The 13,689-nt window shown below is 73.9% G+C and carries 15 protein-coding genes; 12 read left to right on the top strand and 3 right to left on the bottom strand.

Annotated features, from left to right (window positions below):
• Positions 1 to 43 precede the first annotated feature (43 nt).
• A complete protein-coding gene (locus ABD832_RS37120) occupies positions 44 to 823 on the bottom strand; it encodes an arylamine N-acetyltransferase family protein (RefSeq protein ID WP_344905756.1) in 780 nt (259 codons plus the stop codon).
• Positions 824 to 1,024: 201 nt separating this feature from the next.
• On the opposite strand from ABD832_RS37120, the gene ABD832_RS37115 reads away from it, so the two are divergent.
• The 10 genes from ABD832_RS37115 to ptsP all read left to right on the top strand — a co-directional run bounded on the left by ABD832_RS37115 (position 1,025) and on the right by ptsP (position 10,255).
• Entirely contained in the window at positions 1,025 to 1,900 is an 876-nt protein-coding gene (locus ABD832_RS37115) for a DUF72 domain-containing protein (protein WP_344905753.1), read from the top strand.
• A 235-nt stretch (positions 1,901 to 2,135) separates the two neighbouring features.
• Entirely contained in the window at positions 2,136 to 3,179 is a 1,044-nt protein-coding gene (locus ABD832_RS37110) for a hypothetical protein (protein WP_344905750.1), read from the top strand.
• A 263-nt stretch (positions 3,180 to 3,442) separates the two neighbouring features.
• Entirely contained in the window at positions 3,443 to 4,204 is a 762-nt protein-coding gene (locus ABD832_RS37105; protein ID WP_344905747.1) for a DeoR/GlpR family DNA-binding transcription regulator, read from the top strand.
• Positions 4,201 to 5,142 (top strand): 1-phosphofructokinase, encoded by a 942-nt coding sequence (gene pfkB, locus ABD832_RS37100; protein ID WP_344905742.1) that lies wholly within the window; start codon positions 4,201 to 4,203, stop codon positions 5,140 to 5,142. Before ABD832_RS37105 ends, pfkB begins: the two co-directional genes overlap by 4 nt.
• 61 nt (positions 5,143 to 5,203) lie before the next feature.
• Positions 5,204 to 6,337, top strand: coding sequence for a mannitol-specific PTS transporter subunit IIC (mtlA, locus tag ABD832_RS37095; RefSeq protein WP_344905739.1), 1,134 nt, complete (start codon positions 5,204 to 5,206; stop codon positions 6,335 to 6,337).
• A 3-nt stretch (positions 6,338 to 6,340) separates the two neighbouring features.
• A complete protein-coding gene (locus ABD832_RS37090) occupies positions 6,341 to 6,649 on the top strand; it encodes a PTS sugar transporter subunit IIBC family protein (protein WP_344905734.1) in 309 nt (102 codons plus the stop codon).
• A complete protein-coding gene (locus ABD832_RS37085) occupies positions 6,642 to 7,100 on the top strand; it encodes a PTS mannitol transporter subunit IIA (protein ID WP_344905730.1) in 459 nt (152 codons plus the stop codon). The genes ABD832_RS37090 and ABD832_RS37085 overlap by 8 nt, the downstream gene beginning before the upstream one ends.
• A complete protein-coding gene (locus tag ABD832_RS37080; RefSeq protein WP_344905727.1) occupies positions 7,097 to 8,122 on the top strand; it encodes a zinc-dependent dehydrogenase in 1,026 nt (341 codons plus the stop codon). Before ABD832_RS37085 ends, ABD832_RS37080 begins: the two co-directional genes overlap by 4 nt.
• A gap of 134 nt (positions 8,123 to 8,256) precedes the next feature.
• Positions 8,257 to 8,577 carry an HPr family phosphocarrier protein gene (locus ABD832_RS37075; RefSeq protein ID WP_344905724.1) on the top strand — a complete coding sequence of 107 codons (321 nt, stop codon included), beginning with the start codon at positions 8,257 to 8,259 and terminating at the stop codon, positions 8,575 to 8,577.
• On the top strand, positions 8,570 to 10,255 hold the full coding sequence (ptsP, locus tag ABD832_RS37070) for a phosphoenolpyruvate--protein phosphotransferase (protein ID WP_344905721.1): 1,686 nt from the start codon (positions 8,570 to 8,572) through the stop codon (positions 10,253 to 10,255). Before ABD832_RS37075 ends, ptsP begins: the two co-directional genes overlap by 8 nt.
• A 48-nt stretch (positions 10,256 to 10,303) precedes the next feature.
• Here ptsP and ABD832_RS37065 read toward each other — a convergent pair whose 3' ends face one another.
• The gene (locus ABD832_RS37065) at positions 10,304 to 10,729 is read right to left on the bottom strand and encodes a MerR family transcriptional regulator (RefSeq protein WP_344905718.1); all 426 of its coding nucleotides are present in this window, start codon (positions 10,727 to 10,729) and stop codon (positions 10,304 to 10,306) included.
• A 259-nt stretch (positions 10,730 to 10,988) separates the two neighbouring features.
• On the opposite strand from ABD832_RS37065, the gene ABD832_RS37060 reads away from it, so the two are divergent.
• Positions 10,989 to 11,312, top strand: a complete 324-nt coding sequence (locus tag ABD832_RS37060; RefSeq protein ID WP_344905715.1) for a hypothetical protein — start codon at positions 10,989 to 10,991, stop codon at positions 11,310 to 11,312.
• A gap of 125 nt (positions 11,313 to 11,437) precedes the next feature.
• On the opposite strand, the gene ABD832_RS37055 is transcribed toward ABD832_RS37060, so the two are convergent.
• Positions 11,438 to 12,358, bottom strand: coding sequence for an AraC family transcriptional regulator (locus tag ABD832_RS37055; RefSeq protein WP_344905712.1), 921 nt, complete (start codon positions 12,356 to 12,358; stop codon positions 11,438 to 11,440).
• 100 nt (positions 12,359 to 12,458) lie between these two features.
• Between ABD832_RS37055 and ABD832_RS37050 the strand changes: the two genes are divergently transcribed.
• Complete coding sequence (locus tag ABD832_RS37050) at positions 12,459 to 13,457, top strand: zinc-dependent alcohol dehydrogenase family protein (RefSeq protein ID WP_344905709.1); 999 nt, start codon at positions 12,459 to 12,461, stop codon at positions 13,455 to 13,457.
• Positions 13,458 to 13,689: the final 232 nt, after the last annotated feature.

The following is a 13,689-nucleotide window of genomic DNA, read 5'->3' as shown; positions in this document are numbered from 1 at the left end:
GGCGACCTGACCGGGGACCTTCGGGGCCGGCGCTCCTCGGAGATCATGCCCCGGCGGACGGGACCCGGTCGAGCGTGATCCCGAAGCGGTCCAGGTAGGCGGGAAGGAGCTCGCCCTCCTCGAGGACGCGTTCGGTGCGCTCGCCGTGCGCGGTGCGGATCAGCCTGCGGCCACTGATCGTGGTCCGGCCCTCGGCGGTACGGATCGTGCAGACCGGTGACCGGGTGAAGTGCGACTCCGGAGAGGTCGTCTGCCACCAGCAGGTCGGCACGAAGTCCACCAGCTCGTACGGCCGCGCGGTCAGCCGGTAGCCCTGCTCGCCCCGGTGCGTGACGTCGAGGTCACCGTGCTCACCGGCGGCCCCGGGCGCGGGAGCGATCCGGAACGTCCCGCCGCCGTCCTCCTGCTCGGCGCGCTCGTCGAGCCGCAGCGGCTCGTCGGCGAAATCACCGAAACCGACGTCGACGAGCCACGGCTCGTCGAGATCGACGCGGAGCGCCAGATGATCGAACAGCGGACCCGGCGTGCGGCCGTTGAAGACCCTGGCGGCCAGCAGTGTCACTCGGTAGCCGAGCGCGGTCAGCAACTCGGCGAGCAACCCGTTCAGCTCATAACAGAAGCCACCACGACGACGATCGACGATCTTGTTGAACAGCGCGCCGGACTCCAGCGGGACCGGCTCGCCGAGATGGATGCTCAGGTTCTCGAACGGCACCGCCCTCAGGTGCGCGAGCTGCAGGGTACGCAGGCCCTGGGCGTCCTGCTCCGCGGGCCGGGCCGCGCCGATTCTCTCCAGATAGCGGGTGATGTGCGGCTCGTCCATGAGGCAAGCAAACCACGCACCGCGCGGGCCGGTGCCCGTCGAACCCCCTGCCGGACGGGCGGCCTCCTCCCGGCGTACCGTACCGGTCCGCCGATCTCCGACCCCCGGAGCCCGGACCTCGGTCATGGGCCGACGTTCGCCGGGCCCGTTCGTCGGACGGCCTGGCGGCGGCTCCCTCCGGCGTCCGATAGCGTCGAGCGCATGCGGCTTCATGTGGGGTGCGCGATGTGGACGCACAAACCCTGGCAGGGGCGCCTCCTGCCCCATCCGCTTCCCCCGGAGGAGCGCCTGCGCGCCTACGCGACCTGGTGCAACGCGGTGGAGGGCAACACGACCTTCTACGCGACCCCGTCCAGGAGCACGGTGGAGTCGTGGGCGCGGCAGACCGATCCGGACTTCCGGCTCGTGGCCAAGCTGCCCAAGACGATCACGCACGGGCGCCGTCTCACCGGGGCCGAGGAGGAGCTCCGGTCGTTCCTGGAGGCGATCGAGCCGCTCGGGCCGCGGGCCCACGCCCTGTGGGTGCAGCTTCCGGGCTCCTTCGGCCCGGCCGATCTCGGCGTCCTCGCGGCCTTCCTCCGCGGGCTTCCCGGCTCGTACCGGTACGCCGTCGAGGTACGCCATCCCGCGTTCTTCGAGGATGCCAGGGCCGAGGGGCTGCTGGAGAGGGTGCTCTCCGGGGCCGGGGCCGAGTGGGTCCCGTTCGACACCACCGTGCTGTTCCGGAACCCTCCGGCGAGCGACGCCGAGCGGGAGGCGTGGACGAGGAAACCGCGCATGCCCCGCCGCTCCCGCGCGCTCACCGACCGGCCGATCGTCCGCTACCTCGGCCGGGACGACACGGAGAGCACGGTCGAGGGCTGGCAGGGCTGGGTCGGCACGGTCGCCGGATGGCTGCGTGAGGGCCGCTCACCGACGATGTTCGTCCACACTCCCGGCAACGCCGACGCCCTCACGCTCGCCCGCCGTTTCCACGACGAGGTACGGGCCCGCCTGCCGGAGCTGGAGCCGCTGCCCGAGCCGCTGCCCGAGCCGCTGCCCGAGCCGCTGCCGGACGAGCCGCTGACCCTCTTCTGACCGGCGGACCCGCCGCCCTCGGTGGTTCCTCACGGGACCCGGCGGGCCCCGGCGGGAGTCACGGTGCGATGTCCGGCGGCGCGCGGACCGTGCGGACCGCGCGGGTCCGGACCGTGCAGATCATGCGGGCCCGGACCATGCGGGCCGTGCGGACCGTGTACGGCGACCGTCCGTGTCTCCCCGCAGGTCCACCCCGCCGGCGTCCTGTCGGTGGTGTCCGGCATGGTGGTGCCCCGTGACTCACTTCGTCTACCGCACCCACTACGAGGGCCCGCTCGGCAAGCGCGTCCGCCGTCTCCCCGACGCCACGGTGCTCGACTGGTTCCGCCGGGGCTGGCGCACCGTCGTGGACGACCCCGCAGGGGACGCCCGCGCCTGGGTCGCCGCCGAGCTGGGAGGGGACGTCTACGGCCTCTCCACGATCTTCGAGGACGCCCGCGAGCACCGCCTCCCCGCCCCGCGTTCCTGGCGCGACCTCGCCGACATGCTGCCCGAGCACCTGTACCACGAGGGCGACCTGCTGGTCGACGAGCACAGCGTGCGGGTCCACACCGACGACGACGAGGTGGAACTGCCCTACTTCTTCTTCGACGACACCCTCGCCGCCCGGCACCCGGAGCGGGTGGCCTACCTGCTGCACGACGGCTGGCCGCTGCCCGACGACACCCGCGAGGGCGGCGGAACGGGCGCGGGCACCACCCGCGATCCGGACGCGGGACCGGACGCGGACGCCCCGCACGGGCCGGACGCGGTCGCCACCCACGCGGTCCTGCTGACCTTCTACGACAGCGAGAGCATCTGCTGGCAGCCCCCGTTCTCCTTCCCGGGCGTCAGGCTGCCCGCGCTGGCGGCGCACCTGCGCGCCACGGCCGAGGACCTCACGGAGTGGCCGCACGAGCTGCTCGTCCTGCGGGCGCTGGTGGCGCCCGGGGACGACGACCTCGGCCCGGCGCTGCGCCGGTGCAACCATTGGCCGTCGTACGACGGGGAGCTTCCGCCCGAGCTGCTCGGCGAGCACGCCCCGGCCCACGCGTTCGCGCTCGGCCGGCTGGAGGAGAGCGCGTCCGGCGGCGACCTCGGCGGCGGCCGCGACCCCTCCAGGACGCTGCTGGAGTGCGGCGCGCACCTGGCCCAGATGTCGATCCACCTGGACGGTCACTTCGGCCACCAGCAGTGGTTCGTCTTCGACGACGTGTGGGCCGGCCGGCACGGAGACCTCGCGGCCTCGCTGCTGCGCTATGCCACCGACTGGGACCCGTTCGGCCCCGAGGAGGACTGACCGGCCGGGCCGCGGCCGGGCGGCGCGCGATCACGCGCCGTACCGGCCCGCCCGGAGGTCCCGGCGGGCGGCGGATTTCCAACGCGTTCCAAAATCCGGGTCTGCCGCGCGTCCACGTCCCCCACACTCTTCCCACCCCGGGTAACGACCTGGGGTTTTTTGGTTCTATACCGGCTTTGCGGCGATATCAACCCATTGACCTTCCAACACATACGGGTGTAGATAAAGCTGAAACAACACGGAAACGGCGGTGAATCAACAGCATGTACGCCGAGGAACGGCAGCAGGAGATCCTGCGCCGGGCGCGGACGGTCGGCCGGGTGGACGTGGTGACGCTGGCGGAGGAGTTCGCCGTCACCACCGAGACCATCCGCCGCGACCTGACCGCGCTGGAGCGCTCCGGGGTGCTGCGGCGCGTGCACGGCGGTGCGATACCGGTCGAGCGGCTGGGGTTCGAGCCCGAGCTGGCCGCCCGCGACGAGGTGATGACCGGCGAGAAGGAGCGCATCGCCAAGGCCGCCCTGGCCGAGCTCCCCGAGGACGGCGCGATCATCATCGACGCCGGGTCGACGACCGGCAGGCTGGTCCAGGCGCTGCCGATCGACCGGGAGCTGACCGTGATCGTGAACTCCCCCCCGCTGGCCACGGTGCTGGCCACCCGCGCCAACCTGACAGTGATCATGCTGGGCGGGCGGGTGCGCGGCCGGACCCTGGCCACCGTCGACGACTGGGCGCTGCGGCCCCTGGCCGACCTGCACGTGGACGTGGCCTTCATGGCGGCCAACGGGTGCTCGGTGGCCAAGGGCCTGACCACGCCCGATCCGGCCGAGGCCGCCATCAAGCGGGCGATGATCCGCGCCGCGCAGCGCTGCGTGCTGCTCGCCGACCACACCAAGTTCGCCAACACCTATCTGGCGCGCTTCGCCGCGATCCAGGAGATCGACGTGGTGATCAGCGACACGGGCCTGGACACCGGGGTCGCGGCCGAGCTGGCCGCGGCGGGGGCGGAGGTGGTCCGGGCATGATCGTCACCCTCACCCTCAACCCCAGCCTGGACCGTACGATCGAGATCGGCTCGCTGACCCGCGGGGCCGTCATCCGCGCCGCAGCCGCCCACCTGGACCCGGGCGGCAAGGGCGTCAACGTCTCGCGGGCGCTGCTGGCCAACCGGATCCGTTCCTGCGCGGTCGTCCCGTTCGGCGGCGACGAGGGGCGGAGGCTGGTGAGCCTGCTCTCCATCGAGGGCATCGACATGATCACCGTGCCGGTCGCCGGGTCCACCCGCTCCAACGTCTCCCTGGCCGAACCCGACGGCACGGTCACCAAGATCAACGAGCCGGGTACCGCCCTGTCCCCGGCCGAGCTCGACACCATCGCCGAGGCCGTGCTCGGCGCGGCCAGCTCCGCGGACTGGGTGGTCGCCTCCGGCAGCCTCCCGCCCCAGGTGCCCAGCGACGTCTACGCGCGCCTGTGCCACCGCTTCGCCGGCGCGGGCATCAACGTCGCGGTCGACACCAGCGGCCCCGCGCTCGTCTCGGCGCTCGCCGGGGCACCGGCGCTGGTCAAGCCGAACCGGGAGGAGCTGGGAGAGGCCACCGGGATGGTGATCGCCTCCGTGGGCGACGCCGTCGCCGCCGCCCGGAACCTGCGGGCGCGCGGGGCGGGCACCGTCCTGGCCAGCCTCGGCGCCGACGGCGCGATCCTCCTGCAGGACGACCAGGTCTGGTACGGCGAGTGCCCGGTCGCCGAGCCGCGCAGCACCGTGGGGGCCGGCGACGCCATGCTCGCCGGGTTCCTGGCCGCCGGGGCCCGGGGCGAGGCCGCCCTGGTCGAGGCGCTGGCCTGGGCGACCGCCGCGGTCGGGCTGCCGGGGAGCCGGATGCCGTCACCGCACCACATACGACGCGACGAGGTCCGCGTCACCAGAGCCGACCCCGCCCTGCCGCTGCGGTCCGGGGGCTGACGGCGGCGCGGTACCACCTCCCAGGCCGGCTCAGCCCCGGCCACCCCGGAAGGAGCAGCACATGAGCACCGACTACACCCCGACCGTCACAGGGACGGGGATGAAGGCGACCATCCAGCGGTTCGGCGGGTACCTGGCCGGAATGATCATGCCGAACATCGGCGCGTTCATCGCCTGGGGCCTGATCACCGCACTGTTCATCCCCACCGGCTGGCTGCCCAACAAGGAGTTCGCCGCCCTGGTCGACCCGATCATCAAGTCGCTGCTGCCCATCCTGATCGGCTACACCGGCGGCCGGATGGTGCACGGCCAGCGCGGCGCCGTGGTGGGCGCCGTCGCGACCATGGGCGTGGTCGTCGGGGCCGAGATGCCGATGTTCCTCGGCGCGATGGTCATGGGCCCGCTGGCGGCCTTCGTCCTCAAGCTGGTCGACGGCTTCACCGTCGAGCGGACCAGGGCCGGGTTCGAGATGCTGGTGGACAACTTCACCGCCGGCATCATCGGCGGCGCCATGGCCCTGCTGGGCCTCAAGGCCATCGGCCCGGTGGTCACCGAGATCACCGGCGCCGCGAGCACCGCGGTCGCCTGGCTGATCGGCCACAACCTGCTGCCACTGGCCTCGATACTGATCGAACCCGCCAAGGTCCTGTTCCTCAACAACGCCATCAACCACGGCGTGCTCGGGCCGCTGGGCGTGGCGCAGGCGGCCGAGCAGGGCAAGTCGATCCTGTTCATGCTGGAGTCCAACCCCGGCCCCGGGCTCGGCCTGCTCCTGGCCTACCTGTTCTTCGGCCCCCGCCAGCTCCGCCCCAGCACCCCCGCCGCGATCATCATCCAGTTCTTCGGCGGCATCCACGAGATCTACTTCCCGTACGTGCTCATGAAGCCCCGCCTGATCCTCGCGGTCATCGCGGGCGGCGCCACCGGCGTCATGATCTTCATTCTGACCGGGTCCGGGCTGGTGGCCACGCCGGCGCCCGGCAGCATCTTCGCCTACCTCGCGGTGACGCCCAGGGGCGGGTGGGTCGGCGTCCTCGCCGGCGTCCTGGCCGCGACCCTCGTCTCCTTCGCCGTGGCGTCGGCGCTCCTCGGCTTCGGCCGTGGTGAGAGGAACGAGGTCGAGGAGAGCCCCGCAGAGAGCCCCGGACAGACCCGCGCAGAACCCGGAACCACACCCGTCGTCAAGGAGGCCTGACCGATGGCCAGCATCGAGAGCAAGGACATCCACAAGATCGTCGTAGCCTGCGACGCGGGCATGGGCAGCAGCGTCATGCTCGCCACCCAGCTCCGCAAGCAGCTCAAGGACCAGAACGTGCGGGTGGAGCACGCCCCGGTCAACGCGATCCCCGCCGACGCCGACGTGGTGGTCTGCCACGCGGGCCTGGCGAACCGCGCCAGGGCCACCGTCCCGGACACCGTGCTGATCCCCTTCCAGGTCTTCATCGGGGACCCGGCGGTGACCAGGCTGGTCGCCGCGATCAAGAGCGGAGGCACCGTCGATGCCTGAGACGGCGCCGCTGCCGCTGGACCCGCGCGCCATCCACCTGACGGCGTCGGCCACCGGCCGCCAGGACGCGATCCGCCAGTGCGGTCGGGCACTGCTCGCGGTCGGCGCGGTGGACGGCTCCTACATCGACACCATGCTCGAACGAGAGCGCTCGATCTCCACCTACGTCGGCGAGGGGGTCGCCATCCCGCACGGCACCGCGGCGGCCAAGGACGCCGTCCGGCACGACGCCGTCAGCGTCCTGCGCTTTCCCGGCGGGGTGGACTGGGACGGCGAGCGGGTGACGGTCTGCGTCGGCATCGCCGCCAGGGGCGACGGTCACGTACGGCTGCTCGCCGAGCTCGCCCGGATCCTGATGGACCCCGACCGCGCGCGGGCCCTGCGCGAGGCGACGGAGGTCGCCGAGGTGGTCCGGCTGCTGCAACCGAGTGAAGAGGACGAAGCACTGTGAAGGTCGCCCGTTTCCACACCCCCGGTGACATCCGCGTCGAGGAGGCGCCGGAGCCGGTCGCCGGGCCCGGTGAGATCACGATACGCGTGCGCAACTGCTCGACCTGCGGCACCGACGCGAAGATCTACCGGCACGGTCACCACCACATCCGGCCGCCCAGGGTGATGGGGCACGAGATCGCCGGTGAGGTGGTCGAGGGCACCGGCCCGTGGGCCCCGGGGGACCGGGTGCAGGTGATCGCCGCCATCCCGTGCGGTGAGTGCCGCGAGTGCCGCCGGGGCCGGATGACCGTCTGCCCGAACCAGGAGTCGATGGGCTACCACTACGACGGCGGTTTCGCCGAGTACATGGCCGTCCCGGCGAAGGTCCTCGCGGTCGACGGCGTCAACCGCATCCCGGACGGGGTCGGTTTCGCCGAGGCGTCCGTGGCCGAGCCGCTGGCCTGCGTGCTCAACGGCCAGGAACTGGCCCGGGTGGGCGAGGGCGACGACGTGGTGGTCATGGGCTCGGGCCCGATCGGCTGCCTGCACGTACGGCTGGCGCGCTCGCGGGGCGCCGCGCGCGTCGTCCTCGTCGACATCAACGCCGGGCGGCTGGAGATGGCCGCCGGTCTGGTCCACCCGGACGCGGCCGTGCACGGCGAGGACGTGGTGGAGCAGGTGCTCAAGCTGACCGAGGGCAGGGGGGCCGACGTCGTCATCACGGCCGCGGCCTCGGGCGCCGCGCAGGAGCAGGCGCTGCGGATGGCGGCCCGGCAGGGGCGGATCAGCTTCTTCGGCGGCCTGCCCAAGGACGACCCGATCATCCGCTGCGACTCCAACCTGGTCCACTACCGGGAGCTGACGATCGTCGGCGCCAACGGGTCCAGCCCCGCGCACAACGCGCGGGCCCTGGGGCTGATCGCCGACGGCTCGGTGCCGGTCACCGACCTGATCACGCACCGGCTGCCGCTGGAGGAGGTCCTGGAGGGGATCGCCGTCGTCGGCAGGGGCGAGGCCATCAAGGTGACCATCGAGCCGTGACCATCGAGCCGTGACCATCGGGCCGTGACCGCCGGACGGCGACCACCGGGACCCGGCCGCCGAGCCTGACCGTCGAGCCCTGAGCGGCGCACCCGCCCGTACCGCTTCCAGAACGCGCAGAAGGAGAACCGGAGATGCCGGAGAGGACAGTGGTCATCGCGTCGAGCTCGGGTCTGCACGCCCGGCCCGCGAAGATCTTCGTGCAGGCCGCGGCCAGGCAGGGGACGCCCGTGCGGATCCGCGTCGGGGACGGCAAGCCCGTACCGGCCAACAGCATGCTCGGCGTGCTGGCGCTGGGAGCGACGCACGGCACCGCGGTCACACTCGACGCGGAGGGGCCGGGCGCCGACGAGGCGCTCGACGCGCTGGCCGAGGTGCTCGCCCGCGACCTCGACGCCGAGGAGAGCGCGGGCGGGAACGCCGGTGGGAACGCCGGTGGGAACGTCCATGACTGAGACGCTGACCGGCCTGGGGGTGAGCCCCGGGCGGGCGGCCGGGCGGACGTGCCGGATGGCCGGTCCGCCCGCGCTGCCGGGCCGCGTCCCTGTCGCCGACCCCGGGGCCGAGCTCGAACGGGCCCTGGGGGCGCTGCGGGCCACGGCCGCCGAGCTGGCGGCACGCGCGGAGAAGGCCTCCGGTGCCGAGGCGAAGGCGATCCTGGAGGCGCAGTCCTTCATCGCCGACGACCCCGGCCTGCACGCGTCCGTCGAGACGGCCGTCGGGTCGGGGGCGGACGCGGCGCACGCCATCGACGAGGCCTGCGCCCACCACCGGGGCGAGCTGCTGGCGGCGGGCGGTCACTTCGCCGAGCGCGCCGCCGACCTCGACGACATCCGCAACCGGGCCGTCGCGACGGTGCTGGGCCTGCCCGTCCCCGGCCTGCCCGACCCCGGCCACCCGTTCGTCCTGCTCGCCGAGGACCTCTCCCCGGCCGACACGGTGAACCTCGATCCCGCCTCCGTCCTGGCGCTCGTCACCTCCGGTGGAGGCCCGACCAGCCACACCGCCATCCTGGCCCGTGCCCGGGGCCTGCCCGCCGTGGTGGCCTGCCGGGACGCGGGCGAGATCCCCGACGGGACGTGGGTGTCGGTCGACGGCCTGCGCGGCGAGGTGGAGACCGGGATCGGAGAGGAGGCCGCGGACGGGATCCAGCGCCGGGCCGAGGACGCCCGGCGCCGCCCGTCCGCGAGCAGCGGCCCCGGCCGGACCGCCGACGGCCATCCGGTCGCGCTCCTGCTCAACATCGGCTCGGCCGCCGACCTCGGATCACCCGGCGCGGGCCACGCCTCCGCGGCGCGGGGAGCCGGGCAGGTGGACGCCGAGGGGGTGGGACTGTTCCGCACCGAGTTCCTCTTCCTGGACCGGCGCGAGGCTCCGGGACACGAGGAGCAGGTGGCCGCGTACGCGGCGGTCCTCCGGACCGCGCCGGGCGGTCACGTGGTGATCCGCACCCTGGACGCGGGCACGGACAAACCGCTGCCGTTCCTGGGCCTGGCCGAGGAGACCAACCCGGCCCTGGGCGTACGGGGGCTGCGGGTGTCGCGGGTCAGGCCCGAGGTGCTCGACGCCCAGCTCGACGCCATCGCCGAGGCCGCCCGGACGACCGGGGTCGAGCCGTGGGTGATGGCGCCCATGGTGACGACGGTGGGGGAGGCGGCCGACTTCGCCGGCCGGGCCCGCGACCGGGGGATCGCGCGGGTCGGGGCGATGGTGGAGGTCCCCGCCGCCGCGCTGCGCGCCGGGCGCCTGCTGGACGAGCTGGACTTCCTGAGCGTCGGCACCAACGACCTGAGCCAGTACGCCTTCGCCGCCGACCGGCAGCACGGCGAGCTCGCCGACCTGCTCGACCCCTGGCAGGCGGCACTGCTGCGGCTGGTCGCGGACTGCGCGGCGGCCGGGCGGGAGGCGGGCAGACCCGTGGGGGTGTGCGGGGAGGCGGCCGCGGACCCGCTGCTGGCGACCGTCCTGGCCGGGCTGGGCGTCACCAGCCTGTCGATGTCCGCGTCCGCCGTGCCCGCGGTGCGGGAGAGCCTCGCCGCCCACTCCCTGGCGCGGTGCCGCGAGCACGCCAGGATCGCCCTGGACGCCGACGACCCGGCCCAGGCCAGAAGGCTGGTCGCCGGGGACCGGTGAACGCGGCCCGGGGCCGTCCTTCCCGAAGGCGGGACCCGGGCGCCGGGGTCAGTGGGAGTGGGCCTCGTGGAGCGGTGATCCGGCCAGGCGCGCCGCGACCACTCTCGCGCGGTTGGGGCAGTCGAAGATGTCCTCGTGCGGGCAGGCCAGGGCGTGGGCGACGGCGGTACGCGCCGCCTGGGCCCGTGCGATCCGCTCGTCCAGCTCGGCGAGCTTGCGCCGGTGCAGCTCCCGCCGGCCGTCGTCGGCCGATGAGCGGGACGCGAGGAGCGTCTTGAGCTCGCGCAGCGTGAAGCCGGCCTCCCGCAGGAGCAGGATCGTCCCCACCAGCTCGACGGCCGACGGCGGATAACGCCGTTGACCCGAGACCCGGACCGGTGCCGTGAGCAGCCCGAGGCTCTCCCAGTAACGCAGTGCGGAGGTGGCGACACCGGTGCGGTGCGCCAGTTCGCCGATCGTCAGCAAGTCGTCCATCGTGACCTCGATCGTACGGGAAACCACCGGCCCGGTGATCGTGACGACGACCGGCGCAGGGACCCGAAGGGCACCGGGCCGCGGCCCCGACCGCGGCCCCGACCGCGGCCCCGACCGCGGCCCCGACCGCGGCCCGTCGTGCGTCCTCCGGCGTAGGCTTACGGTCACGGCGCGATCGATCCTCGTTCACCGAGGCCGGCCTGGGAGGACCCGTGACGCACGGCAGCACGTTCCCCCCCTCGGCGCTCGGTCCCGCGCCGTGAGGAGGGGGAAGAGGGAACGGGACGACCCCGGCGACCCCGGCGACCCCGGCGACCCCGGCGACGCCGACGACCCCGGCGACTTCGGGGGGATCGGTCGCGGTGGCACGGCCCTCGTCATGGCCGTCGTGGCCCTGGGCCGCCCCCGGGAGGCGCTCGGGGAGCTCTTCGGGCTGGTCGGCCGCCTGGGCCGCCGGGTCCTCAGGCTCGTGTCGCTCCCCTTCCGGCTGGTCGCCCTGACCGTGTGGTCGCGTTCGGCGGACCGGCGCCCCACCTTCGAGGACCACCTGCGCCGCGTCGGCGAGGACCGGGATCCCTCATGACCGGGACGGCGCCGGAGCACGGACCGTCGTCGACGAGACCGCCGGTCGCCGCGTGCCGGGACGGCGTGCCCTGCCCGGGCACGGCTCGTTCGGAAGGTCAAGGCGAACGCCGAGGCCAAGGCGGGTCACGGCCGTGACCGCGTGCGCCGGTACCGTCCGGGTGGCATGCCGAACTCCCGCTTGAACGCCCTGGCGAAGGCGAACTCCGAGGAGTACCCGCTGCTCTCCGCGACCACCCGCAGCGGCGCCTCGCCCGTGGCCAGGAGCCTTCCGGCCACGGTCATCCGCCACCACGTCAGGTACGCCAGCGGCGGCTGCCCCACGACGGCCGCGAACCGCCTGGCGAAGGCCGCCCGCGACAGCCCGGCGCGGGCGCCGAGCGCCTGCACGGTCCACGCGTGGGCGGGGTCGCGGTGCAGGGCGTGCAGCGCGCCGGCGATCGCCGGGTCGGCCAGCGCCGCCGCCCAGCCGGTGACGGCCTGTCCGGCGTGCTCGTGCAGCCAGGCCCGCAGGATGTAGAGCAGCATCGCGTCGAGCAGCGCGGGCACCAGCGCTCCGGAGCCGGGACCGGGACGGTCGAGTTCGGCGCCCAGCAGGTCGACGGTGGCGCGCAGCGCCGGGTGCGCGCCGACCCTGGCCGGCAGGTGCACCAGGTCGGGCAGTCCCGACAGCAGCGGGTGCGCCCGCGCACGGCTCAGCCGGTAGGCGCCGCACAGCAGCACGGAAGCCGGTCCCGGGCCCGGCGGCGCCTCCTCGGTCAGCACCCACTCCCCGCTCTCGTCCTGGACGACGTCCACCGGCGGTGTCGCCGGGTCGTCGGCGATGACGTGGCCGCGGCCGTGGGCCAGGAACACCACGTCGCCGACGTTGAGCCGGATCGCCTCCCGCTCCGGCATCAGCAGCCAGCAGGACCCCTGCAGCACGACGTGGAAGCCCGCCCCTCCGGAGGGGGCGAAGCGCAGGCCCCACGGGGCGGGCAGGCAGGTGCGCGAGGAGTGCGGCACACCGGTGCGCATGGCCATGATCGCGTCGCTCAGCACGTCCATGACGGGAGCCTAGCCCTTCGTCCATCGGAGAAGACGAACGGACAAGAAGGACAGATTCTGCGGCATGGAGCGTCTCCGGAAGGTCTCGTAGCGTCGTGGCATGACGACATACGCGCGCACCGTGCGCTTCGACGAGCTCGGCGGCCCTGACGTGCTGAGGATCGAGGAGGTCGAGCTCCCCGGGCCCGGGCCGGGTGAGGTCAGGGTCCGGATCGAGGCCATCGGGATCAACCGGGCCGAGGCGATGTTCCGTTCCGGCGGTTACTACTACGCACCCACGCTGCCCGGCTCCCGGATCGGTTTCGAGGCGGCGGGGACGGTCGAGGAGGTCGGGCCGGGCACGACGGGGTTCGCGCCGGGCGACGCGGTGTGCGTCGTCAGCGACGAGGAGATGTCGCGGCACGGCGTGTACGCCGAGCGGGTGAACGTCGCGGCGCGCCGGCTCCTGCACCGTCCCGGCACGATCGACGCGGTCACCGGCGCGGCCGTGTGGACCACGTACCTGACCGCCTACGGCGCCCTGGTCGAGGTGGGACGGCTCAGGGCGGGCGACGCGGTGATGATCAACGCCGCGTCCAGCGGGGTCGGGCTGGCGGCGATCCAGGTCGCAGGGCAGCTGGGAGCCGTGCCCGTCGCGGTCACCCGGAGCGCGGACAAGGCCGCCCGGCTGCTGGAGGCGGGGGCGGCCCACGTGCTCGTCGAGGGGGAGGGCGGCGACATCCCCGGCCGGGTTCGGGAGCTCACCGGTGGCCGGGGCGCGCGCATCGTCCTCGACGCGGTCGCCGGTCCGGGCCTGAGCGAGACCGCGCTCGCGGTGGCGCCGGACGGGCTGCTGATCGTGTACGGCTGGCTGGACCCGCGACCGGCCCCCCTGCCCCTGAACTGGCCGCTGACCGTGCACGGCTTCACCGTGGACCTCGTCACCGCCGACCCCGAACGCCTGGCGCGCGCCAGGGCCTTCATCGGGGCGGGCCTGCGCTCCGGGACACTGGCCCCCGTCGTCGACCGCACGTTCGACCTGGCCGACATCGTCGAGGCCCACCGCCACCTGGAGTCGAACACCCGGTTCGGCAAGATCGTCGTCACCGTACGGCACTGACGGCCGATCCCGCGTACGGCGGACCGGGTGACGACCGGCGGTCACCGGAGCGGTCACCGGGTCCGGCGGCTCAGGGTGATCACCGTCAGGACGGCCGGCGCGTCAGGAGCGCGGCTCCGATCCAGGCGACGGTGGTCACTCCGGTGGTGAAGGAGTGCTCACGCTGCAGGAGCGTGCCGACGCTGCCCGGCACGGCGACGCCGAGGGCGAGCCGTGCCCGGGTTCCGGCGTC

This window comes from Streptosporangium longisporum (genome assembly GCF_039534895.1).
GTDB lineage: Bacteria > Actinomycetota > Actinomycetes > Streptosporangiales > Streptosporangiaceae > Streptosporangium > Streptosporangium longisporum.
The sequence above is the reverse complement of the archived record's forward strand: the minus strand, read 5'-3'. Positions and strand labels throughout refer to the sequence as shown.